The organism is Pseudomonas sp. CFBP 13727, from assembly GCF_014841915.1.
GTDB lineage: Bacteria > Pseudomonadota > Gammaproteobacteria > Pseudomonadales > Pseudomonadaceae > Aquipseudomonas > Aquipseudomonas baltica.
Map to the genome: position 1 here is coordinate 1,475,458 of NZ_JACYUT010000001.1, position 26,897 is coordinate 1,502,354.

Here is a 26,897-nt window from a genome sequence, read left to right on the forward strand (position 1 = left end):
ATGCTGAACAAGAAAATCCGCAATATCGTCATCCTGGGTGTGCTGGGGCTGCTGTTCGCCGCCATCGGCTACTGGGACATCAGCCCGGAGCGCTTCCTCGACCAGCCCACGGCAGCCGTCGACGAAAGCCAGATCGATTACTACGCTATCAACGCGAAGGCTCGGCAATACCTGCCCGATGGCGGCGTGCAGTACGACATGACCGCCGACAAGGTCGAGCACGTGAAGACGTCGCAGGTCACTTTGCTGACCAAGCCCGACATGCAGCTGTACCGCGGAACCGTCTATCCATGGCACGTGACCAGCGACCGTGGCGAAGTCAATCCCGATGGCAGCGAAGTCGAGCTGATCGATTCGGTGCGCATCGCGCGTACCGATCAGAAAAGCCGCGCTACGCTGATCACCAGCTCGCGCATGACCGTTTTCCCACAGAAGCAATATGCGCAGACCGACCAAGACGTTAGAATCGACGGCGCCGGTGGCGTGTCGACGGCCAAGGGCATGAAAGCGTATCTGAATGACAGCAAGATCAACTTGCTGTCCAACGTAAGAGGACAGTATGAGGCTCGTTAAAACCCTCCCCTTTTTGCTCAGCCTGAGCGCAGCACTGGGAAGCGCGAGCGCCTGGGCACTGCCCACTGACCGCGATCAGCCCATTCATATCCAGTCCGACGATGCCCAGCTCGACGACAAACAGGGTGTGGCGACCTACAAGGGCAATGTGATCATTACCCAGGGGTCGATGAAGATCACCGGCAATACCGTGACCATCACCCGCAATGCCACGGGCGACGTGGACGTGTTCACTGCTGTCGGCAACCTGGCCTACTACGAGCAGAAACCCGCCGCCGACAAGCCCATCGTTCAGGCCTACGGCATGACCATCCAGTACTTCGCGGCGCAGAACCGCATCGTGCTGATCGACAAGGCCAAGGTCATCAACGACGGCAACACGTCCGAAGGCGAGAAGATCGTCTACGACACCGTGCGCCAGGTGGTCAACGCCGGCCGTGCCACGGGCAGCAAGGTCACCACGCCTCGTCCGCGCATCGACATGGTGATCCAGCCGAAGAAGAAATCCGACGCACCGCAGAAGGCCCAGTAATGGCAGTTCTGAAAGCGCAGCACCTGGCCAAAAGCTACAAGAGCCGGCAAGTCGTACGCGACGTCAGCCTGTCCATCGAAAGCGGGCAGATCGTCGGCCTGCTGGGCCCCAACGGGGCCGGCAAGACCACCTGTTTCTACATGATCGTCGGCCTGGTGCAGGCCGATCAGGGCCGCGTGCTCATCGACGACCTGGACGTCAGTCACCAGCCGATGCATGGCCGCGCCCGCTCCGGCATCGGTTACCTGCCGCAGGAGGCCTCGATCTTCCGCAAGCTGTCGGTGGCCGACAACATCATGGCCATTCTGGAAACCCGCAAGGAACTCGATGCCACGGCTCGGCTTGCAGAACTCGAAGGCCTGCTGCAGGAATTCCACATCACGCACATCCGCGACAACCTGGGCATGAGCCTTTCGGGGGGTGAACGTCGCCGCGTGGAGATCGCCCGCGCCCTGGCCACCGCACCCAAGTTCATCCTGCTCGACGAACCCTTCGCCGGTGTCGATCCGATTTCGGTCGGCGACATCAAGCAGATCATCCACCACCTCAAGACTAAGGGCATCGGCGTATTGATCACCGACCACAACGTCCGCGAGACCCTGGATATCTGCGAAACGGCCTACATCGTCAACGACGGCCAGCTGATTGCCGAAGGCGATGCCCAGACCATTCTGGCCAACGATCTGGTGCGCGAAGTCTACCTGGGCCACGAGTTCCGCTTGTAAGGCCCGAGGGCGCCAGCGCCCTCCCACGGGCATTAATTTTCATGGCGCCCTAGGCAAACACTCAGGTTTCAGGCATATAATTTGCTTACGACATAAGCCGGGTGCTTCGGTACCCGTAGTAGAAGGCGCTTCGCGCCGGCGACCAAGGTGTTAAGTTCCTGCCATGAAACCATCGCTCGTCCTACGTATGGGCCAGCAACTGACGATGACACCGCAGTTGCAACAGGCCATCCGCCTTCTCCAGCTATCGACCCTGGACCTCCAACAGGAGATTCAGGAAGCGCTGGAATCCAATCCCATGCTCGAACGCCAGGAAGAAGGCGACGACTTCGACAACAGCGACCCGCTGGCCGACAAGGTCGAGCAGACACCGCCCCAGGAAATCCAGGAGCCGAGCTTCCAGGAATCCGCGCCTACGGTCGACAACCTCGAGGAAGGCGACTGGAACGAGCGCATCCCCAGCGAACTGCCTGTGGACACCGCCTGGGAAGACATCTACCAGACCAGCGCCAGCAGCCTGCCGAGCAACGATGACGACGAGTGGGACTTCACCACGCGCACATCGGTCGGCGAGAGCCTGCAGACGCATCTGTTGTGGCAGCTGAACCTGGCGCCCATGTCCGACACCGATCGGCTGATCGCCGTGACCATCATCGACTGCATCAACAACCAGGGTTACCTGGACGAGACGCTGCAGGAAATCTGCGAGTCTTTCGATCCCGAACTGGACATCGAGCTGGATGAGATCGAAGCGGTGCTGCACCGCATCCAGCAGTTCGAGCCCGCTGGCATTGGCGCCCGCAACCTGAGCGAATGCCTGATGCTGCAGCTGCGCCAGCTGCCGCCCAAGACCCGTTGGCTGGCCGAAGCCCAGCGCCTGGTCAGCGACTTCATCGACATGCTCGGCTCGCGCGACTACAGCCAGTTGATGCGCCGCATGAAGCTCAAGGAAGACGAGCTGCGCCAGGTCATCGAGCTGGTGCAGAGCCTCAATCCGCGGCCCGGCTCGCAGATCGAATCCAGCGAGCCGGAATACGTCGTGCCCGATGTCATCGTGCGCAAGGACAGCGACCGCTGGCTGGTCGAGCTCAATCAGGAGTCCGTGCCACGCCTGCGAGTCAATCCGCAGTACGCCGGTTTCGTGCGGCGCGCCGATACCAGCGCCGACAACACCTTCATGCGCAACCAGCTGCAGGAAGCGCGCTGGTTCATCAAGAGCCTGCAGAGCCGTAACGAGACCCTGATGAAGGTGGCGACGCAGATCGTCGAGCACCAGCGCGGCTTCCTCGACTATGGCGACGAGGCCATGAAGCCTCTGGTGCTGCACGACATCGCCGAGGCGGTGGGCATGCACGAATCGACCATTTCACGGGTGACCACGCAGAAATACATGCATACACCCCGTGGCATATACGAGCTGAAATACTTTTTCTCGAGCCATGTCAGTACCTCGGAAGGTGGCGAATGCTCCTCCACGGCGATCCGCGCGATCATCAAGAAACTGGTCGCGGCCGAAAATCAGAAAAAGCCGTTGAGTGACAGCAAGATCGCTGGTTTACTGGAGGCACAAGGCATCCAGGTAGCCCGCCGAACGGTCGCCAAGTATCGCGAATCCCTCGGGATTGCGCCGTCCAGCGAACGCAAGCGGTTGATGTAGCCCTGCGATGTGCCACAGCGTTCCAGTGGCAGGCACCCAAGCCTGCTTCTTTATGCAATGGCAATAAGGAGAAGCGGTATGCAAGTCAACATCAGTGGACACCAACTGGATGTGACCGAACCCCTGCGAACCTACATCGGGGAAAAACTCGAGCGGCTCGAACGTCATTTCGACAAGATCACCAACGTTCAGGTGATCATGGAGGTCGAGAAGCTCAAACAGAAAATCGAAGCCACCCTGCGCATACCCGGTGGTGAGGTGGTTGCCAACGCCGAACATGACGACATGTACGCGGCCATCGACCTGCTTACCGACAAGCTGGATCGCCAACTCAAAAAGCATAAGGAAAAACAGCAAAGTCTGCTGCAAGGCGCGACTGCTCGCTGACACTCCCCACTCATGATCCGACTAGAAACCATCCTGACCCCCGGCCGTTCATGCGTGAACGTGCCGGGCGGCAGCAAGAAGAAAGCACTCGAAAACATCGCCGAGCTGATCGGTCGCGAAGTGCCCACGCTGGATACCCAAACGGTATTCGAAGCGCTCGTTGCCCGTGAAAAACTGGGCTCGACTGGATTCGGCAACGGCATTGCCATCCCGCATTGTCGCCTGAAGGGCTGCGATACACCCGTCAGCGCCCTCATCCACCTCAGCGCCCCGATCGACTACGACGCCATCGACGGTGCTCCCGTGGATCTGCTGTTCGTGCTTCTGGTACCCGAAGCGGCCACCGATGCCCACCTGGAGTTGCTCCGCCAGATCGCCAGCATGCTCGATCGCAAGGAAGTGCGTGAGAAACTGCGTTCGGCGCCCAGCAATCAAGCCTTGTACCAAGTGGTACTGGACGAACAGAGCGGTCATTAACCATGCGTTTGATCATCGTCAGTGGCCGCTCAGGCTCAGGCAAGAGCACTGCCCTGGATGTTCTCGAAGACAACGGTTTCTATTGCATCGACAACCTGCCGGCCGGGTTGCTGCCCGAACTGGCAGAGCGTGCCCTGATCCACACCGAGCTGGCACAGCCGCAGGTAGCGGTGTCGATCGATGCGCGCAACCTGCCCAGCCATTTATCACGTTTTCCCCAACTGCTGGCCGAAGTACGGGCCAAGCACATCAATTGCGATGTGCTGTACCTGGACGCCGACGAAGAAACGCTGCTCAAGCGTTTTTCCGAAACCCGTCGCCGCCACCCGCTGAGCAACGAGAGCCGCTCGCTGGCCGAGGCCATTCGCGTCGAAAGCGACCTGCTCGGGCCCATCGTCGATCTGGCCGACCTCAAGATCAACACGACCAACCTGAACCTCTACCAGCTGCGCGATGCCATCAAGGTCCGGCTGCTGAACAAGCCAGAGCCTGGTACGGCCTTTCTGGTGGAGTCATTCGGATTCAAGCGCGGCATGCCCATAGACGCCGACCTTGTGTTCGACGTGCGCTGCCTGCCCAACCCCTACTGGAAGCCGGAGCTGCGAGAACAGTCCGGGCTCGACGCCCCGGTCGCCGAATACCTGGCGGCCCAGCCGGACGTCGAAGAGATGTATCAGGACATCTCCTCCTACCTGCTCAAATGGCTGCCGCGCTTCGCTGCCAGCAGCCGTGCCTATGTCACCATCGCCATCGGCTGTACAGGCGGGCATCATCGCTCGGTATACTTGACCGAGCGCCTGGGCCGATTGCTGCAGCAGTCGCTCAAGAACGTCCAGGTTCGCCATCGCGACCTCAGCTGAAAGGATCCCCCGCGCAATGCCCGCCCTCCAAGTAGAAATCATCAACAAGCTCGGCCTGCACGCCCGCGCCGCAGCGAAATTTGTCGGCGTGGCGGGACGCTTTCCCTGCCAGGTACGTGTTGGCCGTACGCCGGAAGCTTTGGTCGACGGCAAGAGCATCATGGGTGTAATGATGTTGGCTGCCGGAAAAGGCACCACCATTCACCTGCACACCGAAGGCGAGCAGGATCAGCAGGCGCTCGATGCCATCGTCAAACTGATCAACGACAAGTTCGACGAAGGCGAGTAAAGCCAGCCAGCGGCCGAGAAGCAGAACCCGGTAGCGGCAGTCGAGTACTGCGCTACGTCAGGTTCTGGGTTCAGGGGTCAAGACAGCGCAGTGTCCATGACCATCATCAGGCAGAACCCTACACACAGGCCCAGGCTCGCCAACTTGTGATGACCATTGCTGCGTGACTCGGGAATGATCTCATGGGTCACTACCAGCAGCATCGCGCCGGCCGCGAAGGCCAGGCCCAGGGGCAGTAACAGCTCGCCCATACGCACCAGCCAGGCACAGAGCACGGCGAATACCGGCTCGACCAGCCCAGACGCGGCGCCAATCAGGAAAGCTTTGTAGCGCGCCATTCCGGCACCTGCCAGTACCAGCGCAATCACCAGACCCTCGGGGACGTCCTGCAGGGCAATGCCCATCGCCAGGCTGTCGGCATCGTGCATGCCGCCGCCAGCCGACACGCCGATGGCCATGCCCTCGGGGATGTTGTGAGCGACGATGGCGATCACGAAGATCCAGATACGTGCAGGGATCACAGGCTGCTGCGTGCTGCCCACCAGATAGTCCGGTGTGACTCCGGAAACCCTCCGGTCCACCAGATACAGGCAGAACGCTCCAGACATGATGCCCAGGCTCATCAGGCCACCAGCGCCCCAGCGTGAGAAACCGATGGCCGCTGCCGCATCCAGGCCGGGAATGATCAGCGAGAACGCAGTGGCTGCCAGCATCACGCCCGCGCCGAAACCCAGCAATGTATCGGCCACCGCAACGGGCATGCTGCGAATGACCAATACCGGGACCGCGCCCAGAGCCGTGCCCAAGGCACAGATGGCACCGCCTTGGAGCGCACGCAGGATGCGCGGCTCGAGGTCGAGCCAGGCTAGCAGCTCGCCTACCAGCAGGGCCGCGCCTGCCAATAACAGCAACGTGCCCAGCGCCAGGCGAAAGCGGCGAACACTGACCAGCGCGAAGGCCTGCGATCCCATGGCGCGGGGCTCAGTTCACGGCGGCTTGGTAGCGCTTCTCGACATTGGCCCAATCGACCACGTTGTAGAACGCATTGATGTATTCAGGCCGACGGTTCTGGTACTTGAGGTAGTAGGCGTGCTCCCAGACGTCCAGGCCCAGAATCGGCGTGTTGCCATTCATCAATGGGCTGTCCTGGTTGCCGCTGCTCTCCACCACCAGCTTCTTTTCCGGGGTGACGCTGAGCCAGGCCCAGCCACTGCCGAAGCGGCTCAGCGCGGCTTTGGTGAACGCTTCCTTGAAGGCATCGAACCCACCCAGCTCGGTTTCGATGGCCTGAGCCACGCTGCCCTGCGGCTGACCGCCACCGTTGGGCGACATGACTTCCCAGAACAGGCTGTGGTTGGCATGGCCGCCGCCGTGGTTGGTGACGGCGCCGCGCAGGTTTTCCGGCAGCTGCTTGACCGAGGCGACCAGCTTTTCAACGGGCCACTCGGCGTATTCGGTGCCCTCGATGGCGGCATTGACGTTGGTAATGTAGGTCTGGTGGTGCTTGGTGTGGTGGATTTCCATGGTCGCAGCATCGATGTGCGGCTCCAGGGCATCGTAGGCATACGACAAGGCAGGCAGGGTATAAGGCATTTTCAGTGAACTCCGTAGGGAAGGTTATCGGGTTGCGTGACGACTGGCGCAACGTCGGTTTCGGCGGCGCTACACAGCAACCGGTGGGTACGGGGGTATTCGCCATGCTGGCGAGTGAAGCCGAGCAACTCGGCGTAGGTCTTGCTGGCGTGGCGCAGGGCCGCCTCGCGCAGCGCAGGCGGCAGCCGAGGATCCTCGGTCGCACGCAGCAGGCGTTCATGAATGGCGCACAGGTACTCTGCGCTTTCTTCGGGTTGATGCAACTGCAGGTGCAGGTCGGCAAGGTTGTGGTGGGAGATGACACAGGCGGCCACTGCTTCGTCGACATCCGCCCAGCGCTCGAACAGCACCTGGGCCCATGCCAGGGCCTGCAGGTAATGCTCGCGCGCCTCGATCAGCTCGCCCCGGACAAAGCTGGCATTGGCCGTCTCCGTGATTCGTTTCCAGTGCTGCATGGCGGATGTCTCCCAGCGGTTGCCCAGCGGTCAGATACCGCCAGCGGTGAGCTTTTCCGGGTCGAGCACGTCGCCGAGCTGTTCGCGACGCAAGTCCATGTGTTCCAGCGCCACATCAATCATCGGCCGACCTTCCCTGTAGGCTAGCTCGGCAATCTGGACAGCTTGCCGATATCCGATGATCGGGTTGGCCGCGGCCACCTCGATCGGGTGGCGGGCCAGCGCCCTTCAACCTGGCCTCGTTCAACTTGCCGAGCATGATCGACACTCATCAGCGATAATGAGTTTTATTATTGATTGATATTGAGAATCAAAACAAGCATCGCTGCACAGATTGCCCGACCTGAAGGGCCGGGCAACGGGATCAGCTACCGGCGACCGTCATGCGCTCGATCAGCACCGAGCCGGTGCGGATGTTGCTGCGCAGTTCCAGATCGTTGCCCACGGCGACGATCTGCTTGAACATGTCACGCATGTTGCCGGCGATGGTCACTTCCTGGACCGGAAACTGGATCTCGCCATTCTCGACCCAGAACCCGGCCGCACCGCGCGAGTAGTCGCCGGTCACCATGTTCAGGCCATGGCCCATCAGTTCGGTCACCAGCAAGCCGCGGCCCATGCGGCGCAGCAGCGCTTTCTGGTCTTCGTCGCCATGGGTTACGAACAGGTTGTGCACGCCACCGGAGTTGGCCGTACTGGGCAAGCCGAGTTTGCGGCCCGAATAGGTACTCAACACATAGGACACCAGCTCGCCATTCTCTACGAACGGCTTGGCGTAGGTTGCCAGGCCGTCGCCGTCGAATGCCGCGCTGCCCATGGCGCGCATCAGGTGCGGACGCTCGTCCAGGGTCAGCCACTCGGGGAACAGCCGCTGGCCCATCGCCCCTTCCAGGAACGAGGATTTGCGGTACAGGTTGCCACCGGAGATCGCCGCGAGGAAATTTCCGAACAGCCCCCCGGCCAGTTCGGCCGAAAACAATACCGGCACCTCGCACGTCGGCACCGGCCGTGCACCGAGACGGGCGGCAGCGCGTTGCGCGGCGCGCTGACCGATGGAAGCGGCATCGGCCAGCAACTCGCCCTGGCGACTTACGTCGTACCAGTAGTCGCGCTGCATCTGCCCGTTGGCTTCGGCGATCATCACGCAGCTCAAGCTGTGTCGCGTCGATGCATAGCCACCGATGAAGCCGTGGCTGTTGCCATACACGCGGCAGCCCTGGTGAGTGTTGAGCGTGGTGCCGTCGGCATTCTTGATCAAGGGCTCGGCGTCGAAGGCTGCGGCTTCGCAGGCCAGGGCTTTCTCGATGGCCTGCTCGGGCGTGATGTCCCAGGCGTGGTAAAGGTCGAAATCGGGCTGCTCGCGGGCCATCAGAGCGGCGTCGGCCAGGCCCGAGCTTTCATCCTCGGAGGTGTGCTTGGCGATCGCCAGGGCTGCAGCGACGGTTTCACGAATGGCCTGCGGACCGCTCGCCGAGGTGCTGGCCGAGCCCTTCCGCTGGCCGACGTACAGGGTGATGCCGAAACCCTGGTCGCGGTTGAATTCGACGGTCTCGACTTCGCGCTGGCGCACCGATGTGGACAAGCCCTGCTCCAGCGACACGGCCACCTCACAGGCGCTGGCCCCCTGACGCTTGGCTTCATCGATGATCTGCTGCACTTGCTCCTGCAGGACTGGCAATGCCTGCGGGCCGACGCTCTGGGGTGCGTTCATGGTGTTCTCCAATCAAATTCGGGTTCGGGGCGGGCCGATCTACGGCCGGGCCAGACAAGCGGCCCCCGACTGGTTATCATGGCGGCGTTTATTTGCGGACTGCCCCCATGGTTGATTCTTACGACGACTCCCTCGACGAGGGAAAAAGCAAAACTCAGGTCAAACGCGAGCTGCATGCGCTGACCGATCTGGGCGAGCGGCTTATCACGCTCAAGCCGGACATGCTCGATCGCCTGCCCTTGACCGATGGCCTGCGCCGGGCGCTGGCCGATGCTTCCAAGCACACTGCCAACATCGCGCGCAAACGCCACATCCAGTTCATCGGCAAACTGATGCGCGATCAGGACATCGACGCCATTTTGGTGCTGCTCGACCAGGTGGACGCTTCCACCCGGCAATACAACGAACGCTTCCACAACCTGGAGCGCTGGCGTGATCGGCTGGTAGCCGGCCCGGACCAAGTGCTGGAAGCGTTTTTCGCCGAGTACCCGGAAACCGATCGTCAGCATCTGCGCAACCTGGTTCGCCAGGCCCAGCACGAGACGGCGCACAACAAACCGCCTGCCACCACGCGCAAGATCTTCAAGTACATCCGCGAGCTGGACGAAACTCAACGCGGCTTGCGCTGATACGCCTGAAGGCAGGCCGCCCGGCCTGCCTGTCATCCGCTTCAGGCGCCGGTACCGCCCACGGTGATCGCGTCGATCTTCAAGGTCGGCTGGCCCACGCCCACGGGCAGCGACTGCCCATCCTTGCCGCAGGTACCTACGCCACTGTCGAGCGACAGGTCGTTGCCGACCATGGAAACCCTGCTCATTGCCTCCGGACCGTTCCCGATCAGCGTAGCGCCCTTGACCGGCGTGGTGATCTTGCCGTCTTCGATAAGGTAGGCTTCGCTGGTCGAGAAGACGAACTTGCCGCTGGTGATATCCACCTGCCCGCCACCCAGGTTGGCGCAATAGATGCCCTTCTTCACCGAGGCGATGATTTCGGCCGGGTCGCTTTCGCCCGCCAGCATGTAGGTATTGGTCATCCGCGGCATGGGCAGGTGCGCATAGGATTCGCGACGACCGTTGCCTGTGGCGGCCACGCCCATCAGACGCGCATTGAGCTTGTCCTGCATGTAGCCCTTGAGCACGCCGTTTTCGATCAGGGTGGTGCACTGCGTAGGCGTGCCTTCGTCATCGACGCTCAGTGAACCGCGACGCCCGGCCAGGGTGCCATCGTCGACGATGGTGCACAGGCTGGAGGCGACCTTCTCGCCCACGCGGCCGCTGTAGGCCGAGCTGCCCTTGCGGTTGAAATCGCCTTCCAGGCCGTGCCCGACCGCTTCGTGCAGGAGCACGCCGGACCAGCCCGCACCCATCACCACCGGCATGGTACCGGCCGGCGCCGCCACCGCCTCGACGTTGACCAGCGCCTGGCGCAGCGCTTCGCGGGCGTAGCCCATGGCACGGTCTTCGGCCAGGAAGTAACGGTAATCGGTGCGGCCACCGCCACCGTGGCCGCCGCGCTCGCGACGCCCATTGTGCTCGACGATCACACTGACATTGAAGCGCACCAGTGGACGCACGTCGGCGGCCAGGCTGCCATCGGCTGCAGCGACGAGAATTCTTTCCCAGACACCGGCCATGCTGACGGTGACTTGCTGGATACGCGGGTCCAGCGCGCGGGTGGCGGCGTCGACACGCTTGAGCAGGTCGACTTTCTCGGCGCGGGTCAGGACCTCCAGTGGGTTGTCGGGACCGTACAACTGGCTGACCACAGGACTGCTGAACGCCTGCACGCGGCCGTTCTGGCCAGCGCGGGAAATCGAGCGGGCCGCACGCGCGGCCTGCACCAGAGCGTCCTGAGTGATGGCGTTGCTGTAGGCGAACCCGGTCTTCTCACCGGACTGAGCGCGCACGCCCACGCCCTGATCGAGGTTGAAGCTGCCTTCCTTGACGATGCCGTCTTCCAGCGCCCAGGACTCGGAAATCTGACCCTGGAAATACAGGTCGGCGGCGTCTATACCGGGGCCGGCCAACTCGCCCAACACCGACTGCAGGCTGTCCAGCGTGAGGCCGCCGGGTGCCAGCAGGTGTTCGCTGACGGTGGATAACATCTGGCTCATATTTACTCCGCGCTGTTCGCAGGACGCTTGGCGTACTGCGTGGGAAAGTGTTCGCAGGACGCTCGACGTACTGCGTAGAAAAAGCTCGCAGGACGCTTGACGTACTGCGTAGAAAAAGCTCACAGGACGCTTCGCGTACTGCGTGGGAAAGTGCTCGCAGGACGCGTGGCGTCCTGCGCAAATGACTGCGCGCGGGTGGCCGGAAGCGGCCCGCGCAATTCGGATGTCGGTGACGGATGCTCAATACATGCGTCCGCCCGGACACTTTTTCAATACCGGAGCCCCGCCGACAGTCCGATACCGGGCGACGGCCACCGCGCCCTCAGCCGCCGAAGGGCTTGACCAGGGTCATCTGCGGATCCTTCCAGGAACCCTCGATGCGGTACTGCACACTGGCGAAGCGCGCCACGCGGTCGCCCAGCAGCTTGTTCACCACAAACAAGGCGCCACCCACCACCGGCGCGCCGACCAGAACCGCCGCCAGCGGCAGGCTGTTGGTGATCGGCAGGGCAACCTGCACCTTGGCGTTGACGCCGTCGCGGACCATGTCCAGGGTACCGTCCAGATCGATGTCGGTGGTGGGACCGCGCAGGGTGATCGGGGTACGCGTCACATAGACGCCTTCGCTGGCCACCAGCAGGCCTTTGACTCGATCGTAGCTCAAACCCTTGCCCAGCACATCGGAGAAATCCAGGCGCAGGCGACGGCCGATGGCATTGAAGTTGAGCAGGCCGAACACGCGCAGAGCCTGGGCGCCGCCCTCGACCTCGACGAACTGACCATCACGCAAAGTAGCGTCCAGGTTGCCGGAAAAACGCTTGAGCCCGACCCAGGCCGGCGAACCCGGCCAGCGACCATCGGCATCGAGGTGGAACGACTCGCTGGTCACGGTCGGGGCAAATTTCCACGCCTGCAGCACATCGGCCAGGTTCTTGCCTTGCAAGCGCCCGCGGAACCACGTGCTGGAGGCTCCCGGCGCGCCTTCCCATGTGCCCGCGCCGTGCAGCATCAAGCCCTTGAGACCCAGGTCGAGATCGTTGAGGGCGACACCCTTGGACGTTGGGCGCAGCTTCAGCGACCAGCTGCCGATCAACTCTTCGCCCTGCAACAGCTGGCGGATCCTGACATTCACCGCGGGTATCTTGCGTGGGTCGACATTGGCCAAAGGGTCTGGTGCTTCCACCGGGTTGTCGGCCTTGACCGCGTTCGGATCGACCGGCGGCAGGCGCACGGTATCGAGGTCGACGTTGATCGGGGTCGCCTTGCCATCGGGCACATCGACCTTGCCGGTGATCTGTTGGCTGGCCAGGGCAAGATGCCAGGCGCTGGGGCTGCGGTTGAGTTGCACATGCGCCTGGTCGAGTTGCTGACCGAAGCCATTGAGCGTGCCGACCTGCAGGTCGACCGCATTGATCAACTGGCTGGCAGTGCCACCCGGATCGCCACCGGTGTATTGCTCGGCCTGCTGCTGCCAGGGCTCCAGATCCAGGGTCGGCAACGCGCCACGGACTCGCAGCCCCTGGGTTGTGGGCATCTGCGGCGTACCAGAGCCGACCAGCAACTCGCCCCGACCATTGGCCAGGTCGGCGGGCGGAGCTGCATAGGCAAAACTGGCCAGATCGGCATAGGTGACGTCGAAGCGGCGTTCCCGGCCCTGCAGGTTCATCACGAATACGGTCGGGCGCGCCACAGGGCGTGTTTTGCCAAAGGGCGCCGGCAGGTCGATGTCGACACCCTTGAGGTCGGAGTCGACGCGAAGCTGGCTGTCGGCACCCAGCATGAGCTGCAGCTGGTAGGCAATATCACCGGAGGCCGGCACGGCCTGCTTGACCTGCAACCAGTCGGCCAGGCGCTTCACCGGGATCTGGCTGTGGGCGACGATGCGGGTCAACGGCGCGCCTGGCTTGCCTTCGGCAGAAATCTGCGCCTTCACCGGCTGATCGAACGCCTGGGCAGTGATGCCCTCGCCGCTCAACCCCTTGTCGAAGTCGAAACGAAACGCCCCGCCCAGCTGGCTGAGCGCGAGCTCCGGAGACTTGATCTTCAGGCGGGCCGCGTGGGTGCTGAAATCCACCACGACTTTGGGCTCATGGCCCTTGACCAGCGGAATGTCGAGGTCGAGCCTGCCCTTGAGCGGGCCTTCACCCTGCCAGCCGGCAAAAATGTCGGCGGTGCCGATGGGCGCGGTCTGCAGAATTTTCAAACCGTCGGCCAGGCCCCCGTCGAAGCTGCCTTTGACATACAGGTGGCTTTCCTCGCCAAAGGGTACATGGGGCACAGTGACGGAAACGTCGCTGACCTTGGTGTCGAGGATCTGCCCGCGGTCGGCCAGGATGCGCACGTCACCGTCCTGGATATAGACATTGCCAGCGACCTTGCGCGCCTCCGGCCAACCGGGCTGGAACGCCAGGGTCACGTCGTGGACCTTGAAGAACAGCGTGATACTGCGCGAATGCGCCTCGGCCGCGCTGGCCAGCGAACCCTGGTACTGGAAGTAGCCTTGGTCGACCGCGCCGCGCTTGATCGCCGTACGCAGCCACTGGTCGACCGCTGGGCTGAGTACCCTGGGCAAGTATTTGCTGGTGTAGGCACCGTCACCATCGACCAGGCCGACGCGCAGGTCCATGTAGGGCTCGGCCTCATGGTGCAATGGCAGACGAATGAGAAAGTCCGCTGCAATGTTTCCTTCTTCGCCCAGCACCTTGATGGCCGGTGCGATCAGGGTGAACGCGTGTTCATCGAGCTTGAAATTCAGGCGAGCGTTGGCCTTGAGGTAATGCCAGGGCTTTTCGAAGATCGGGCTCAGGTGCAGCATGAACTTTTCACTGTCCAGGCGCAGCTCGCCCTGGCCGATATCGCCGATCAGGCTACCGCTGACATTGTCCGCCGCCGGGGCGCCGGAATAGGCGTCGAAGCCGACGTTCTCGAGGTTGGCCGCGTAGCTCAGGCGCTCGACCCCGGTGGCCTTGGGGCGGATGTCGAGCGAGACGTTGCGCAGCACACCGGTGAGGTTCAGGCCGTTGGCGATGGCTGCCACCTGCTTGGGCAGGGGCACCAGCGCGTCCAGCAACGGCGTGATCGGTGTCAGGTCGAGACGATCGGCCTGGATGCGCCACTGCTCCTCGGCCGCGGACGTCGCGGCGCGCTGCTGCAGCGCCACGTGGGTCTGCCAGGGCTTGCCATCCAGGGTCATGGCCAAGGTGCCCAGGTTCAGGTCGAAGCCTTCGGCGCTGCGTTGCGCCCAGGCCTGCAGCTTGAGATCGGCGATGGCGTAGGGCTTGTGCTCGGCGCGGGCACCTTTGAACGTCGGCACATCGAGCTTGACCACGGCTCGCTGGACGTTGGCATCCGCCCAGTCCAGCCAGAACTCGCCGCCCGCCTTGAACTGTTCGAGTTTCCAGGCCTGGGTGTGGCGGCTCGGCAACCATTGCGCCCAGTCGCTTTGCGGCAGGTTCAGATAGACCTGGGCACGGCCCTGGCGCCACCGTTCGGCACGCACCTGTGCCTCCACGTTCAGCGCCAGCGGCTGGCCATCAGGCAAATGCAGGCGCAGATCCAGACGCTGGCGCTCTTCGCTGGTGCGCAGGCTCAGACCCACATAGGTCAAGGTCAGCGGGTCGTGCTCGAACGGTTGCAGGGTCAGTTGGCTGTCAAGCACCGACAGCCGCTCGACCTGTTGCATCTGCTGCAGCGTGCGCTGCATGTCGAAGGCCTGGTCCTGCTGCTGCGGCAGCCCCTTGAGCGACCACTTGCCGGCAGCATCCTCGACGGCGCTGAGCTGTACGCCGCCCAGTTCGAGATGGGCAATGCGCACCGACCGCGCCAACAGGCTGCCCCACAGGTCCGGCACCACCCTGACTCGATCCAGACGCAGCGCATTGCTGCCCTCGCCCACTTGCACATCGTGAACCAGCAGTATCGGTGCCAGACGGCTCCAGCGCCCTTCCAGGCTGCCGATGCGCACCGGCATGCCCAGCGCTTCGCTGGCACGTGCCTCGATCTGCGCGTCGTATTCGGCCACCAGGGGCACCAGCTGCCGGCCCAGGCTGACGTACAGCGCCAGCAACACCAGCAGCACCGCACACAGCGTCAGCGCCCAACGCGTCAGGCCAGCGAGCACGGCATTCAAGCGGACCATGCAGGCATGCTCCCGCCACAGGCCGCGTCAGCCTGAAAGCCCGAAGCTTGAAGACAGAAAGCCTGAAGACTGGAAAATCGTTTCACTGGCCGTTTCAGAGCAGCACCACATCATATTGTTCCTGGGAATACATGGACTCGACCTGGAAGCGAATGGTTCGTCCGATGAAGGCTTCCAGTTCAGCCACATTGCCTGATTCTTCATCGAGCAGCCGGTCGACCACTTTTTGATTGGCCAGCACGCGGTAGCCCACGGCCTGATAGGCCCGAGCCTCGCGCAGGATCTCGCGGAAGATCTCGTAGCACACCGTTTCCGGGGTTTTCAGCTTGCCGCGGCCCTGGCAGCAGATGCAGGGCTCGCACAGGACCTGTTCAAGGCTTTCGCGAGTGCGCTTGCGGGTCATCTGCACCAGGCCCAGCTCGGTGATGCCGATGATGTTGGTCTTGGCGTGATCGCGTTCGAGCTGCTTCTCCAGGGTGCGCAGAACCTGGCGCTGGTGTTCTTCATCTTCCATGTCGATGAAGTCGATGATGATGATTCCGCCGATGTTGCGCAGACGCAGCTGCCGGGCAATGGCGGTGGCCGCTTCCAGGTTGGTCTTGAAGATGGTCTCTTCGAGATTGCGGTGGCCAACGAAGGCCCCGGTGTTGACGTCGATGGTGGTCATCGCCTCGGCCGGATCGACCACCAGATAGCCGCCGGACTTGAGTGGCACCTTGCGGTCCAGCGCCCGCTGGATCTCGTCTTCCACACCGTACAGATCGAAAATGGGCCGCTCGCCCGGGTAGTGCTCCAAGCGGTCGGCAATTTCGGGCATCAATTCGGCCACGAACTGCGTGGTCTTCTGGAAGGTCTCCCGCGAGTCGATGCGGATCTTCTCGATCTTCGGGTTGACCAGATCGCGCAGGGTCCGCAGCGCCAGGTCCAGGTCCTCGTAGATCTCGGTCGGCGCCCCGACGGTCCGGATCTGCGCGTTGATCTGGTCCCACAGCCGGCGCAGGTAGCGGATGTCCATGAGGATTTCCTCGGCGCCCGCCCCTTCGGCGGCGGTGCGCAGGATGAACCCGCCGACCTCCTGGATACCCTCTTTCTCGACGCAGTCGGCCACCACCTTCTTCAGGCGTTCACGCTCGCCCTCATCCTCGATCTTCAGGGAGATGCCGACGTGCCGGGTGCGCGGCATATACACCAGGTAGCGAGACGGAATCGACAGCTGGGTCGTCAGGCGAGCGCCTTTGGAGCCGATCGGGTCTTTGGTGACCTGCACCACCAGGCTTTGCCCTTCATGCACGAGGGCGCTGATGGTTTCCAGGGTCGAGCCTTCACGCAGGGAGATTTCCGACGCATGGATGAACGCGGCGCGGTCCAGGCCGATATCGATGAAGGCGGCCTGCATGCCGGGCAGCACGCGCACCACCTTGCCCTTGTAGATATTGCCGACGATCCCGCGACGCTGGGTGCGCTCGACGTGGACCTCTTGCAGGACACCGTTTTCCACCACGGCCACGCGCGATTCCATCGGCGTGATGTTGATCAGAATCTCTTCGCTCATGGCTGGGTCTCGTTCCTGGTGTCTTTTGTTGTAATGGCGATGGCGCTGCCGGCCGGGCCCTCTCAGGACACTTGCCAGCAGGCGATGCCATTGCGTTGCAGCAGCGCCGCGGTTTCGTACAAACCCAGGCCGACGACGGCAGAATAACTGCCTTCGAGCTTTTCTACGAATATTGCGCCCAGCCCCTGGATGCCATAGCCGCCCGCCTTGTCCGCCGGTTCGCCGGAGGCCCAGTAGGCACGGGCCTCGGCTTCGTCGATCGGGCGGAACGTGACCCGTGCCGAGGCCGTGCCGATGTCCATCTGCGTGCCATCGAACAGCGCCGCAGTGGTGATCACTTCATGGGTGCTGCCGGATAACAGAGCCAGCATTGCCAAGGCATCGGCTTGGTCGCGCGGCTTGCCGAGAATGCGTCCGTGCGCGATCACTGCCGTGTCCGCGCCCAGCACGTGAGCGGCCCCCGGCTGCGAACGCGACTGCCAGCCGGCGCGGGCTTTTTCTTCGGCCATGCGCTGCACGTATGCACGGCTTTCTTCGCCGGGCCTGGGCGTTTCGTCGATGGCAGCAGTGATCACGGTGAAGGGTACGCCGATCTGCGTCAGCAGTTCACGACGCCTGGGCGAGCTGGAAGCCAGGTACAGGGTAGACATGCAAGGCGTCTCCGCGTCGGGCCGCGCGGGCCCGTCAGTTGATGCCCAGGCGCTTGCGCAAGCCACGCAGCAGATAGCTGACCCACGGCCAGAGCAAGGCGCTCATCAGGGCGGGCAACAGCAGGGCCAGAGTGGGTTGGCGGTTGCCGGTCAGCGCGCTCAGCCACAGCTGAACCAGCTGCGCCAGACCGAAGACCACGAGGATGACCAGGCTCTGCTGCCACATTGGAAAGATGCGCATGCGCTGGGCCAGGGACAGGATGAGAAAAGTGATGAGGCTAAGGATGAGTGCGTTCTGCCCAAGCAGGGTGCCGAACAGCACGTCTTGCGCCAGGCCGAGGATCCAGGCAGTGGTCATGCCCACCTTGTGCGGCACCGAGAGCGTCCAGTAGGCCAGCAGCAGGGCCAGCCACAGCGGCCGCAACACTTCCATGAACTGCGGCATGGGCGACACGCACAGCAACAGGCCGACGACGAAGGTCAGCCAGATCACCCAGCCATTGCGCGAGCGCGTACCAACCATTATTGCCTCTCCCGTGTGGTGGCCGGCGCAGAGCGCGAAGGTGTCGCCGGCGGGGTGCGCTCAGGGGTGGCGGCCGGGGCCGAGCTGGCACGCGCCGGGGCGGTGGCTGCCGGCGTCGTGGTGTGGGCAGGCGCTGCCGGTGCCGCAGCGGGCGCAGCAGTGGCTGGCGCGGAGGTTGCTGCAGGGACCGGCGTCGCCGGGGTACCGTCCTGTGGCGCGGCACCCTGGCGGTCGGCCGCCTCTTGCGCCTGCGCCGCTTCGGTAGCCCGCTGCTCCGGCGAGCGACTGTCGCTGAACACCAGCAGCAGATAGCGGCTGCGGTTCAGGGCGGCGGTCGGCACGGCGCGGACGATGGCGAAGGGTTGACCGGAGTCGTGGATGACTTCCTTGACCGTGGCCACCGGGTAACCCGCCGGGAATCGCTGGCCCAGGCCAGAGCTGACCAGCAGGTCGCCTTCCTTGATGTCGGCAGTGTCGGCCACGTGGCGCAGCTCGAGCCGCTCGGGATTGCCCGTGCCGCTGGCGATGGCGCGCAGCCCGTTGCGGTTGACCTGCACTGGAATGCTGTGGGTGGTGTCGGTGAGCAGCAGCACACGCGAGGTGTAGGGCATCAATTCGACCACCTGCCCCATAAGGCCACGCGCGTCGAGCACCGGCTGGCCGAGTACCACGCCATCGCGCTCGCCCTTGTTGATCAGGATGCGATGGGTGAACGGGTTCGGGTCCATGCCGATCAGCTCGGCAACCTCGACCTTTTCGTTCACCAGCGCCGAAGAATTGAGCAACTCGCGCAGGCGCACGTTCTGCTCGGTCAGCGCCGCCAGCTTCTGCAGGCGCCCCTGCAGCAACAGGCCTTCGGTCTTGAGTTTCTCGTTTTCGGCCAGCAGCTCGGTGCGGCTGCCGAACTGGCTGGCAACGCCTTCGTACAGGCGCTGCGGCAGGTCGGTGACCCAATAGGCACGCATCAGCACCAGCGACATTTCGCTGCGCACGGGTTTGAGCAGGGTGAAGCGCGCGTCGACGACCATCAGCGCGACCGACAGCACGACCAGCACCAACAGGCGCACGCCCAGTGAGGGGCCCTTGGTGAAAAGCGGTTTAATAGGCCGCTCCTCCCAGGCAAATGTTCATGTGGTCATTCATGTGACGGCAAACCGGCCCGGATCGAAAGTACAGGACGCATACAGGTAGCATCGAAGACGCTACCTGTAAACGACCCCAGGAATCTTTCCCGCGAAGTTATTCGCTGGAGAGCAGATCCATGGTGTGCTTGTCCATCATTTCCAGGGCGCGACCGCCACCCCGAGCCACGCACGTCAGCGGGTCTTCGGCGACGATCACCGGCAGGCCGGTTTCCTGGGCCAGCAGCTTGTCGAGGTCGCGCAGCAGCGCGCCACCGCCAGTCAGCACCAGGCCGCGCTCGGCGATGTCCGACGCAAGCTCGGGAGGCGACTGTTCCAGCGCGCTCTTGACGGCCTGCACGATGGTCGCGAGCGACTCCTGCAGGGCTTCGAGCACTTCGTTGGAATTCAAGGTGAAGGCGCGTGGAACGCCTTCGGCCAGGTTGCGGCCACGCACGTCGACTTCACGCACTTCGCCGCCTGGGTAAGCGGTGCCGATTTCCTGCTTGATGCGTTCGGCGGTGGATTCGCCGATCAGGCTGCCGTAGTTGCGACGCACGTAGGTGACGATGGCTTCGTCGAAGCGGTCGCCGCCCACACGCACGGATTCGGCATAGACCACGCCATTGAGCGAGATCAGGGCGATTTCGGTGGTACCACCGCCGATGTCGACGACCATCGAACCGCGGGCTTCCTCGACCGGCAGGCCGGCGCCGATGGCGGCCGCCATGGGCTCTTCGATCAGGAACACTTCGCGGGCACCGGCGCCCAGCGCCGATTCACGGATGGCACGGCGTTCCACCTGGGTGGATTTGCAAGGCACGCAGATCAGCACGCGCGGGCTGGGCTGCAGGAAGCTGTTCTCGTGCACCTTGTTGATGAAATATTGCAGCATCTTTTCGCAGACGCTGAAGTCGGCGATCACGCCGTCCTTCATCGGGCGAATGGCGGCGATGTTGCCGGGAGTACGGCCGAGCATGCGCTTGGCTTCGGTACCGACCGCAACGACACTTTTCTGATTACCGTGGGTCCGAATGGCCACAACTGATGGCTCATTCAGGACAATACCGCGCTCACGCACGTAAATAAGGGTGTTGGCAGTGCCCAGGTCAATGGAAAGATCGCTGGAAAACATGCCACGCAGTTTCTTGAACATGGGAAAAGGACCCTAGGCAACGCGTGGGTAAAAAAGTGCGGCAAACTCTAACAACGGCGGGGATTTTGGGCAAGGCGCCAATATGTTAAATTGGCTGTTTTTCCGGGCACGCCTGCACTCGATCGCGGCCATATGACCACAGAAGTGCGATAGTGTTCCCCAAAACCACGGCTTTGCCGTATTTCATTTTCCACTGGAGATCCCCATGGCGCTTGAACGCTGCGACGTGGAAAAAATCGCTCACCTGGCCCGCCTGGGCCTGAATGAAGCCGATATGCCACGCACCATCGAAGCACTGAACAGCATTCTGGGCCTCGTCGACCAGATGCAAGCGGTCGACACCAGCGGCATCGAACCCCTGGCCCACCCACTGGAAGCCAGCCAGCGGCTGCGCGCCGACCAGGTGACCGAACGCAACCAGCGCGACGCCTACCAGGCCATTGCACCGGCGGTCGAGAACGGCCTGTATCTGGTTCCGAAAGTCATCGAGTAAAGGGAAAGAGCCTGCCATGCATCAACTGACACTGGCCGAGATCGCCCGCGGACTCGCCGACAAGAAATTTTCCGCCGAAGAGCTGACCCGGACCCTGCTGGCGCGTATCGCTGAGCTGGACCCGCAGCTCAACAGCTTCATCACCGTCACCCCCGAGCACGCCATCGCCCAGGCGCAGGCCGCCGATGCGCGCCGCGCCAATGGCGAAGGCGGTGCCCTGCTGGGTGCACCGCTGGCCCACAAGGACCTGTTCTGCACCCAGGGCATCCGCACCAGTTGCGGGTCGAGGATGCTCGACAACTTCCAGGCGCCCTATGACGCCACCGTGGTGGCCAGGCTCAATGCAGCGGGCGCGGTGACCTTGGGCAAGCTGAACATGGACGAATTCGCCATGGGTTCGGCCAACGAGAACAGCCACTACGGCCCGGTGAAAAACCCCTGGAACCTGGCCCACGTGCCCGGCGGCTCCTCGGGTGGCTCGGCGGCAGCCGTGGCGGCGCGCTTGTTGCCGGTGGCAACGGGCACCGACACCGGCGGTTCGATCCGTCAACCGGCGGCCTTCACCAACCTCACCGGCATCAAGCCGACCTACGGCCGCGTGTCTCGCTGGGGCATGATCGCCTACGCTTCCAGCCTCGACCAGGCCGGGGTGCTGGCGCGCAACGCCGAGGACTGTGCCCTGTTGCTGCAAGGCATGGCGGGCTTCGACCCGCAGGACTCCACCAGCATCGATGAGCCCGTGCCCGACTACAGCGCAACCCTGGGCGGCTCGCTGCAAGGCCTGCGCATCGGCGTACCGAAGGAATACTTCGGTGCCGGCCTCGATCCGCGCATCGCCGACCTGATTCACGCCAGCATCGAGCAACTGCAGAAGCTGGGTGCAACCATCAAGGACATCAGCCTGCCGAACATGCAGCAGGCAATTGCCGCCTACTATGTGATCGCGCCGGCCGAGGCCTCTTCGAACCTGTCGCGCTTCGACGGCGTACGCTTCGGCTATCGCTGCGAACACCCCAAGGATCTCACCGACCTGTACAAGCGTTCGCGCGCCGAAGGCTTCGGCCCGGAAGTACAGCGCCGCATCATGGTCGGGGCCTATGCACTTTCGGCGGGCTACTACGACGCCTATTACCTGCAGGCGCAGAAGATCCGCCGCTTGATCAAGAACGATTTCATGGCCGCCTTCGAAGACGTCGACATGATCCTCAGCCCGACCACGCCGAACCCGGCCTGGAAGCTGGGCGCCAAGAATGCCGACCCGGTTGCTGCCTACCTCGAAGACATCTACACGATCACCGCCAACCTGGCCGGCCTGCCGGGCCTGTCTATGCCGGCCGGTTTCGTCGATGGCCTGCCGGTCGGCGTGCAGCTGCTGGCCCCCTATTTCCAGGAAGGCCGCCTGCTCAATGCGGCGCACCAGTACCAGCAAGTCACCGACTGGCACACTCGCGCGCCTGAAGGCTTCTAAGGAGAAACATCATGCAATGGGAAGTCGTGATCGGGCTGGAGATTCATACCCAGCTCGCCACCCAGTCGAAGATTTTCTCCGGCAGCTCCACCACCTTCGGCTCCGAGCCGAACACCCAGGCCAGCCTGGTCGACCTGGGCATGCCCGGCGTACTCCCGGTGCTGAACCAGGAAGCCGTGCGCATGGCCGTGATGTTCGGCCTGGCAATCGACGCCGAAATCGGCCAGCACAACGTGTTCGCGCGCAAGAACTACTTCTATCCCGACCTGCCCAAGGGCTATCAGATCAGCCAGATGGAGCTGCCGATCGTCGGCAAGGGCCACCTGGACATCACCTTGGAAGACGGCACGGTCAAGCGTATCGGCGTGACACGCGCGCACCTGGAAGAAGACGCCGGCAAGAGCCTGCACGAGGACTTCAGCGGCAGCACCGGCATCGACCTCAACCGTGCCGGCACACCGCTGCTGGAAATCGTTTCCGAGCCCGACATGCGCAGTGCCAAGGAAGCCGTGGCGTACGTCAAGGCCATGCATTCGCTGGTCCGTTACCTGGGCATCTGTGACGGCAACATGGCCGAAGGCTCGTTGCGCTGTGACTGCAACGTGTCGATCCGGCCCAAGGGCCAGGTCGAGTTCGGCACCCGCTGCGAGATCAAGAACGTCAACTCGTTCCGCTTCATCGAGCGCGCCATCAACAGCGAGATCGCACGCCAGATCGAACTGATCGAAGACGGCGGCAAGGTCATCCAGCAGACCCGCCTGTACGACCCGAACAAGGACGAGACACGCGCCATGCGCAGCAAGGAGGAAGCCAACGACTACCGTTACTTCCCCGACCCCGATCTGCTGCCGGTGGTGATCGAGGATTCGTTCCTGGAAACCACCCGGGCCACCCTGCCCGAGTTGCCGCCCGCCAAGCGCGAGCGCTTCAAGAACGAGTTCGGCCTGTCTGCCTACGATGCCAGCGTCCTCGCTTCGAGCCGTGAGCAGGCGGACTTCTTCGAGCAGGTGGTGGCCAGCTGCGCCGATGCCAAGCTTGCCGCCAACTGGGTCATGGTCGAGCTGGGCAGCCTGTTGAACAAGCAGGGTGTGGAAATCGAGGATTCGCCGGTCAGCGCCGCACAACTGGGTGGCATGCTGCAGCGCATCAAGGACAACACCATCTCCGGCAAGATCGCCAAGATGGTTTTCGAAGCCATGGCCAACGGTGAAGGCGATGCCGACCAGATCATCGAGGCGCGTGGCCTGAAACAGGTCACCGACAGCGGGGCAATCGAGAAGGTGCTCGACGAAGTGCTGGCTGCCAATGCCGAGCAGGTCGAACAGTACCGCGCGGCAGACGAAGCCAAGCGCGGCAAGATGTTCGGCTTCTTCGTCGGCCAGGCAATGAAAGCCTCGAAGGGCAAGGCCAATCCGCAGCAGGTCAACGAGCTGCTCAAGAGCAAGCTGGCCGGTTGATGCGCCGACGCCTTTTCTGTAGCAGCGGCGCGAGCCGCGTCCGGCGCAGTTGTAGCAGCGGCGCGAGCCGCGTCCGGCTTCAACGCGGTGAAGCAAACGGACCGCGTATACCGCCGACGCGGTTTGCGCCGCTGCTACAGGCGCTGCGTGTGTGCTGTGTCGGTGCAATTGCCGTGCTGGCGGGCTGCGCCGGCCAGAACGACCTCATCGACCCGCGCGGCTACAACCGCGAGGGGGTCGCTTCCTACTACGGCGCACGCCATCACGGTGCTCGCACCGCCAGTGGCGAACGCTTCGATCAACACGGTCTCACCGCTGCCCACCGCCAGCTTCCATTCGGTACCCGGGTAGTGGTGACCAATCTGTCCAACAAGCGCAATGTAGTGGTGCGGATCAACGATCGCGGCCCACATTCGCGCGGGCGCCTGATCGATGTGTCAAAAGGCGCTGCCGAAGAATTGGGCATGCTGCGCAGCGGCACGGCCCGAGTGCGCGTGCAGACCTTGCAAGACTGACCTGGAGCGACCCTTATCCCCGATCTTGCCACCCTGCCCGGCCCGACCTTGCTGCAACTGTTCGCAGGGCTGCTGCTGCTGATTGCCGGCGCCGAGTGCCTGGTGCGCGGCGCCGTGCGCCTGGCGGCCGCGCTCAAGATCAGGCCGCTGGTAGTGGGCCTGGGCGTGGTTGCGCTGGGCAGCAGTGTGCCGCAGCTGGCCGTCAGCCTGCAGGCGACGTTCGTCGGTACGCCGGACATCGCCGTCGGCAGCCTGGTGGGCAGCAATATCTTCAGTTTGCTGGTGACCCTGGGGCTGTCCGCGCTGATCATTCCGCTACGGGTTTCGCGGCAACTGCTGCGGCTCGATATTCCTCTGTTGATCGCAGCCAGTGCGCTGGTGTTCGGGCTGGCCCTGAACGAGCAGTTGGGGCGCCTGGAAGGCGGCGTCCTGCTTCTGGCCCTGGTCGGCTATCTGGGCGTGCTGTGGCGCCAGTCTCGGCATCCGGGCCGGGTGGCGACAGCCCAGGGCACAGCGCCCTGGCTCAAGTGCCTGGGCATGATGCTCGGCGGCTTGCTGCTGCTGGGCGCGGGCAGCCACTGGCTGCTGGAAGCGGCGCTGGAGCTGGCCACCGATTTCGGCTTGTCGGACCGGGTGATCGGGTTGACCATCGTGGCCGTCGGCACCTCACTGCCGGAACTGGCGACGTCGTTGGTCGCCGCCTTTCGCGGTCACCGCGAGATCGCAGTGGGCAACGTCATCGGCAGCAACCTGTTCAACCTGCTCGGTGTGCTCGGCCTGACCGCAGTGCTGGCACCTGCGCCCCTGAGCGTGTCACCCAACGCGCTGGACTTCGACCTGCCGGTGATGCTCGGCGTCACCCTGCTGTGCCTGCCGCTGTTCTATTCCGGATACCGGGTCACGCGGATCGAAGGGCTGGTGCTGCTGGGGTTGTACGTCGCGTATGGCCTGCACGTGGTGGCGTTCACCACGGGCATGCCATTGGCGGCCAGGCTGGAAGAGCTGATGCTGTTCTATGTGCTGCCGTTGCTGGCGGCGGTGGTGCTGTGGGGCACCCTGCGCGCCTGGCGCCGACAGCACTGAGCCAGGCGGCCTCCTACCCTGCCCGACGCTTCTTGACCATCCAGGCCACGGCCAGCACCCCAAGCCACAGGGGAATCAACAGCACCGAAATGCGGATTCCCGGCGTCATGTACATGATCACCAGAATGCCCGCCAGGAACAGCAGGCATACCCAGTTGGTGATCGGGTAGCCCCAGCTGGGGAAGAACGTCGCCTGACCGTTGGCGCGCATGGCCTTGCGAAACTTCAGGTGAGTGATGCTGATGATGCCCCAGTTGATGACCAGTGCGGACACGGCCAACGCCATCAACAAGCCGAAGGCCTCGCCCGGCATCAGGTAGTTGATGACCACGCTCAACCCGGTCGCCATGGCGGAAATACCCAGCGCTTTCATGGGCACGCCACGGCGGTTGACCTTGAGCAGGGTCTTGGGCGCATCGCCCTGCACCGCCAGGCCGAACAGCATGCGGCTGTTGCAATAGACGCAGCTGTTGTACACCGACAGCGCCGCGGTCAGCACTACCACGTTGAGCACGGTTGCCACTACGTTGCTGTCCAGCGCATGGAAGATCATCACGAACGGGCTGCCACCTTCGACCACTTTCTGCCACGGATACAGCGACAACAAGATGGTCAAGGCGCCCACGTAGAACAGCAGGATCCGGTAGATCACCTGGTTGGTGGCCTTGGGGATGCTGCGCTTGGGATCATCGGCTTCGGCGGCGGTGATGCCGACCAGCTCCAGGCCACCGAAGGAAAACATGATGACCGCCATGGCCAGGGTCAATCCACCGATGCCGTTGGGGAAGAAGCCGCCGTATTGCCACAGGTTGGCGATGCTGGCGTCCGGCCCACCGCTGCCGGTGGCCAGCATCCAGGCGCCGAAGCCGATCATGCTGACGATGGCGGCCACCTTGATCAGCGAAAACCAGAACTCCATCTCGCCATAGATCTTCACCTGGAACATGTTGATCGCGTTGATCAGCACGAAGAACACCGCGGCCGAGGCCCAGGTCGGCACGTCCGGCCACCAGTACTTGATGTAGATGCCCACGGCGGTCAACTCGGCCATGCCTACCAGCACATACAGCACCCAATAGTTCCAACCGGACATGAAGCCGGCCAGGCCGCTCCAGTAGCGGTTGGCGAAATGGCTGAAGGTACCGGTGACCGGCTCTTCAACGACCATTTCGCCCAGCTGGCGCATGATGAAGAAGGCAATCAGGCCGCCGATGGCGTAACCCAGGATGACCGACGGGCCGGCCATGCCGATGGTCTGGGCGATGCCCAGGAACAGGCCGGTGCCGATCGCCCCGCCCAGGGCAATGAGCTGGATATGCCTGTTTTTCAGACCCCGATGCAGACCTTCGGGGGTGGATTGATCATCCAT

General features: G+C 63.3%; 26 protein-coding genes and 1 pseudogene. 14 read left to right on the plus strand and 13 right to left on the minus strand.

Annotation, left to right across the window (positions count from 1 at the left end):
* The 8 genes from lptC to IFT76_RS06605 all read left to right on the plus strand — a co-directional run bounded on the left by lptC (position 1) and on the right by IFT76_RS06605 (position 5,500).
* A complete protein-coding gene (gene lptC / locus IFT76_RS06570) occupies positions 1–573 on the plus strand; it encodes an LPS export ABC transporter periplasmic protein LptC (RefSeq protein ID WP_122479500.1) in 573 nt (190 codons plus the stop codon).
* Positions 560–1,105, plus strand: coding sequence for a lipopolysaccharide transport periplasmic protein LptA (lptA, locus tag IFT76_RS06575; RefSeq protein WP_043186718.1), 546 nt, complete (start codon positions 560–562; stop codon positions 1,103–1,105). Before lptC ends, lptA begins: the two co-directional genes overlap by 14 nt.
* Positions 1,105–1,830, plus strand: a complete 726-nt coding sequence (gene lptB / locus IFT76_RS06580) for an LPS export ABC transporter ATP-binding protein (protein ID WP_043186715.1) — start codon at positions 1,105–1,107, stop codon at positions 1,828–1,830. The genes lptA and lptB overlap by 1 nt, the downstream gene beginning before the upstream one ends.
* Positions 1,831–1,993: 163 nt before the next feature.
* Positions 1,994–3,487 carry an RNA polymerase factor sigma-54 gene (locus IFT76_RS06585; protein WP_192053588.1) on the plus strand — a complete coding sequence of 498 codons (1,494 nt, stop codon included), beginning with the start codon at positions 1,994–1,996 and terminating at the stop codon, positions 3,485–3,487.
* 78 nt (positions 3,488–3,565) lie between these two features.
* Positions 3,566–3,874, plus strand: coding sequence for a ribosome hibernation-promoting factor, HPF/YfiA family (hpf, locus tag IFT76_RS06590; RefSeq protein ID WP_049860579.1), 309 nt, complete (start codon positions 3,566–3,568; stop codon positions 3,872–3,874).
* Positions 3,875–3,886: 12 nt separating this feature from the next.
* Positions 3,887–4,351, plus strand: coding sequence for a PTS IIA-like nitrogen regulatory protein PtsN (ptsN, locus tag IFT76_RS06595; RefSeq protein ID WP_122479502.1), 465 nt, complete (start codon positions 3,887–3,889; stop codon positions 4,349–4,351).
* 2 nt (positions 4,352–4,353) lie between these two features.
* Positions 4,354–5,211: an RNase adapter RapZ gene (gene rapZ / locus IFT76_RS06600; RefSeq protein WP_122479503.1), complete on the plus strand. Its 858-nt coding sequence runs from the start codon at positions 4,354–4,356 to the stop codon at positions 5,209–5,211.
* A gap of 16 nt (positions 5,212–5,227) precedes the next feature.
* Positions 5,228–5,500: an HPr family phosphocarrier protein gene (locus tag IFT76_RS06605; protein WP_122479504.1), complete on the plus strand. Its 273-nt coding sequence runs from the start codon at positions 5,228–5,230 to the stop codon at positions 5,498–5,500.
* A gap of 77 nt (positions 5,501–5,577) precedes the next feature.
* On the opposite strand, the gene IFT76_RS06610 is transcribed toward IFT76_RS06605, so the two are convergent.
* The 5 genes and pseudogenes from IFT76_RS06610 to pmbA form a co-directional block, all read right to left on the minus strand.
* Positions 5,578–6,471 carry a ZIP family metal transporter gene (locus tag IFT76_RS06610; RefSeq protein WP_192057679.1) on the minus strand — a complete coding sequence of 298 codons (894 nt, stop codon included), beginning with the start codon at positions 6,469–6,471 and terminating at the stop codon, positions 5,578–5,580.
* A 10-nt stretch (positions 6,472–6,481) separates the two neighbouring features.
* Entirely contained in the window at positions 6,482–7,093 is a 612-nt protein-coding gene (locus IFT76_RS06615; RefSeq protein ID WP_122479506.1) for a superoxide dismutase, read from the minus strand.
* A gap of 2 nt (positions 7,094–7,095) precedes the next feature.
* Positions 7,096–7,548: a hypothetical protein gene (locus tag IFT76_RS06620; protein ID WP_192057680.1), complete on the minus strand. Its 453-nt coding sequence runs from the start codon at positions 7,546–7,548 to the stop codon at positions 7,096–7,098.
* Positions 7,549–7,578: 30 nt separating this feature from the next.
* Positions 7,579–7,798 (minus strand): annotated as a pseudogene (aspA, locus tag IFT76_RS06625) (aspartate ammonia-lyase); the annotation flags it as partial.
* Between the two features lie 114 nt (positions 7,799–7,912).
* Positions 7,913–9,259, minus strand: a complete 1,347-nt coding sequence (pmbA, locus tag IFT76_RS06630) for a metalloprotease PmbA (RefSeq protein ID WP_185794052.1) — start codon at positions 9,257–9,259, stop codon at positions 7,913–7,915.
* Positions 9,260–9,366: 107 nt separating this feature from the next.
* Between pmbA and yjgA the strand changes: the two genes are divergently transcribed.
* Entirely contained in the window at positions 9,367–9,888 is a 522-nt protein-coding gene (yjgA, locus tag IFT76_RS06635) for a ribosome biogenesis factor YjgA (RefSeq protein ID WP_185794053.1), read from the plus strand.
* A 41-nt stretch (positions 9,889–9,929) separates the two neighbouring features.
* Here the strand turns inward: yjgA and tldD are convergent, their stop codons facing one another.
* From tldD to mreB, 7 genes are all read right to left on the minus strand, one after another.
* The gene (tldD, locus tag IFT76_RS06640) at positions 9,930–11,372 is read right to left on the minus strand and encodes a metalloprotease TldD (RefSeq protein ID WP_122479511.1); all 1,443 of its coding nucleotides are present in this window, start codon (positions 11,370–11,372) and stop codon (positions 9,930–9,932) included.
* A gap of 322 nt (positions 11,373–11,694) precedes the next feature.
* The gene (locus IFT76_RS06645) at positions 11,695–15,510 is read right to left on the minus strand and encodes a YhdP family protein (RefSeq protein ID WP_192057681.1); all 3,816 of its coding nucleotides are present in this window, start codon (positions 15,508–15,510) and stop codon (positions 11,695–11,697) included.
* A gap of 94 nt (positions 15,511–15,604) precedes the next feature.
* Positions 15,605–17,062 carry a ribonuclease G gene (gene rng / locus IFT76_RS06650; protein WP_192057682.1) on the minus strand — a complete coding sequence of 486 codons (1,458 nt, stop codon included), beginning with the start codon at positions 17,060–17,062 and terminating at the stop codon, positions 15,605–15,607.
* A 62-nt stretch (positions 17,063–17,124) separates the two neighbouring features.
* On the minus strand, positions 17,125–17,712 hold the full coding sequence (locus tag IFT76_RS06655; RefSeq protein ID WP_192057683.1) for a Maf family protein: 588 nt from the start codon (positions 17,710–17,712) through the stop codon (positions 17,125–17,127).
* Between the two features lie 34 nt (positions 17,713–17,746).
* The gene (gene mreD / locus IFT76_RS06660) at positions 17,747–18,235 is read right to left on the minus strand and encodes a rod shape-determining protein MreD (protein WP_122479515.1); all 489 of its coding nucleotides are present in this window, start codon (positions 18,233–18,235) and stop codon (positions 17,747–17,749) included.
* A complete protein-coding gene (gene mreC, locus IFT76_RS06665; protein ID WP_197976889.1) occupies positions 18,235–19,308 on the minus strand; it encodes a rod shape-determining protein MreC in 1,074 nt (357 codons plus the stop codon). The genes mreD and mreC overlap by 1 nt, the downstream gene beginning before the upstream one ends.
* 166 nt (positions 19,309–19,474) lie before the next feature.
* Complete coding sequence (gene mreB / locus IFT76_RS06670) at positions 19,475–20,512, minus strand: rod shape-determining protein MreB (RefSeq protein WP_008371426.1); 1,038 nt, start codon at positions 20,510–20,512, stop codon at positions 19,475–19,477.
* 205 nt (positions 20,513–20,717) lie between these two features.
* On the opposite strand from mreB, the gene gatC reads away from it, so the two are divergent.
* From gatC to IFT76_RS06695, 5 genes are all read left to right on the plus strand, one after another.
* Positions 20,718–21,005, plus strand: a complete 288-nt coding sequence (gene gatC / locus IFT76_RS06675; RefSeq protein WP_122713462.1) for an Asp-tRNA(Asn)/Glu-tRNA(Gln) amidotransferase subunit GatC — start codon at positions 20,718–20,720, stop codon at positions 21,003–21,005.
* Between the two features lie 16 nt (positions 21,006–21,021).
* Positions 21,022–22,473 (plus strand): Asp-tRNA(Asn)/Glu-tRNA(Gln) amidotransferase subunit GatA, encoded by a 1,452-nt coding sequence (gatA, locus tag IFT76_RS06680; protein WP_185794056.1) that lies wholly within the window; start codon positions 21,022–21,024, stop codon positions 22,471–22,473.
* Between the two features lie 11 nt (positions 22,474–22,484).
* Entirely contained in the window at positions 22,485–23,930 is a 1,446-nt protein-coding gene (gene gatB / locus IFT76_RS06685; protein ID WP_185794057.1) for an Asp-tRNA(Asn)/Glu-tRNA(Gln) amidotransferase subunit GatB, read from the plus strand.
* Between the two features lie 149 nt (positions 23,931–24,079).
* The gene (locus tag IFT76_RS06690; RefSeq protein WP_342214264.1) at positions 24,080–24,445 is read left to right on the plus strand and encodes a septal ring lytic transglycosylase RlpA family protein; all 366 of its coding nucleotides are present in this window, start codon (positions 24,080–24,082) and stop codon (positions 24,443–24,445) included.
* A gap of 57 nt (positions 24,446–24,502) precedes the next feature.
* Positions 24,503–25,528 (plus strand): calcium/sodium antiporter, encoded by a 1,026-nt coding sequence (locus tag IFT76_RS06695; protein WP_122479736.1) that lies wholly within the window; start codon positions 24,503–24,505, stop codon positions 25,526–25,528.
* 13 nt (positions 25,529–25,541) lie between these two features.
* Here the strand turns inward: IFT76_RS06695 and IFT76_RS06700 are convergent, their stop codons facing one another.
* Entirely contained in the window at positions 25,542–26,897 is a 1,356-nt protein-coding gene (locus tag IFT76_RS06700) for an amino acid permease (RefSeq protein ID WP_122479521.1), read from the minus strand.

Bases quoted from the DNA above. Each gene is read 5' to 3' on its own strand.
- lptC (WP_122479500.1), top strand. From the start codon at position 1: ATGCTGAACAAGAAAATCCGCAATATCGTCATCCTGGGTGTGCTGGGG.
- lptA (WP_043186718.1), top strand. From the start codon at position 560: ATGAGGCTCGTTAAAACCCTCCCCTTTTTGCTCAGCCTGAGCGCAGCA.
- lptB (WP_043186715.1), top strand. From the start codon at position 1,105: ATGGCAGTTCTGAAAGCGCAGCACCTGGCCAAAAGCTACAAGAGCCGG.
- IFT76_RS06585 (WP_192053588.1), top strand. From the start codon at position 1,994: ATGAAACCATCGCTCGTCCTACGTATGGGCCAGCAACTGACGATGACA.
- hpf (WP_049860579.1), top strand. From the start codon at position 3,566: ATGCAAGTCAACATCAGTGGACACCAACTGGATGTGACCGAACCCCTG.
- ptsN (WP_122479502.1), top strand. From the start codon at position 3,887: ATGATCCGACTAGAAACCATCCTGACCCCCGGCCGTTCATGCGTGAAC.
- rapZ (WP_122479503.1), top strand. From the start codon at position 4,354: ATGCGTTTGATCATCGTCAGTGGCCGCTCAGGCTCAGGCAAGAGCACT.
- IFT76_RS06605 (WP_122479504.1), top strand. From the start codon at position 5,228: ATGCCCGCCCTCCAAGTAGAAATCATCAACAAGCTCGGCCTGCACGCC.
- IFT76_RS06610 (WP_192057679.1), bottom strand. From the start codon at position 6,471: ATGGGATCGCAGGCCTTCGCGCTGGTCAGTGTTCGCCGCTTTCGCCTG.
- IFT76_RS06615 (WP_122479506.1), bottom strand. From the start codon at position 7,093: ATGCCTTATACCCTGCCTGCCTTGTCGTATGCCTACGATGCCCTGGAG.
- IFT76_RS06620 (WP_192057680.1), bottom strand. From the start codon at position 7,548: ATGCAGCACTGGAAACGAATCACGGAGACGGCCAATGCCAGCTTTGTC.
- pmbA (WP_185794052.1), bottom strand. From the start codon at position 9,259: ATGAACGCACCCCAGAGCGTCGGCCCGCAGGCATTGCCAGTCCTGCAG.
- yjgA (WP_185794053.1), top strand. From the start codon at position 9,367: ATGGTTGATTCTTACGACGACTCCCTCGACGAGGGAAAAAGCAAAACT.
- tldD (WP_122479511.1), bottom strand. From the start codon at position 11,372: ATGAGCCAGATGTTATCCACCGTCAGCGAACACCTGCTGGCACCCGGC.
- IFT76_RS06645 (WP_192057681.1), bottom strand. From the start codon at position 15,510: ATGGTCCGCTTGAATGCCGTGCTCGCTGGCCTGACGCGTTGGGCGCTG.
- rng (WP_192057682.1), bottom strand. From the start codon at position 17,062: ATGAGCGAAGAGATTCTGATCAACATCACGCCGATGGAATCGCGCGTG.
- IFT76_RS06655 (WP_192057683.1), bottom strand. From the start codon at position 17,712: ATGTCTACCCTGTACCTGGCTTCCAGCTCGCCCAGGCGTCGTGAACTG.
- mreD (WP_122479515.1), bottom strand. From the start codon at position 18,235: ATGGTTGGTACGCGCTCGCGCAATGGCTGGGTGATCTGGCTGACCTTC.
- mreB (WP_008371426.1), bottom strand. From the start codon at position 20,512: ATGTTCAAGAAACTGCGTGGCATGTTTTCCAGCGATCTTTCCATTGAC.
- gatC (WP_122713462.1), top strand. From the start codon at position 20,718: ATGGCGCTTGAACGCTGCGACGTGGAAAAAATCGCTCACCTGGCCCGC.
- gatA (WP_185794056.1), top strand. From the start codon at position 21,022: ATGCATCAACTGACACTGGCCGAGATCGCCCGCGGACTCGCCGACAAG.
- gatB (WP_185794057.1), top strand. From the start codon at position 22,485: ATGCAATGGGAAGTCGTGATCGGGCTGGAGATTCATACCCAGCTCGCC.
- IFT76_RS06700 (WP_122479521.1), bottom strand. From the start codon at position 26,897: ATGGATGATCAATCCACCCCCGAAGGTCTGCATCGGGGTCTGAAAAAC.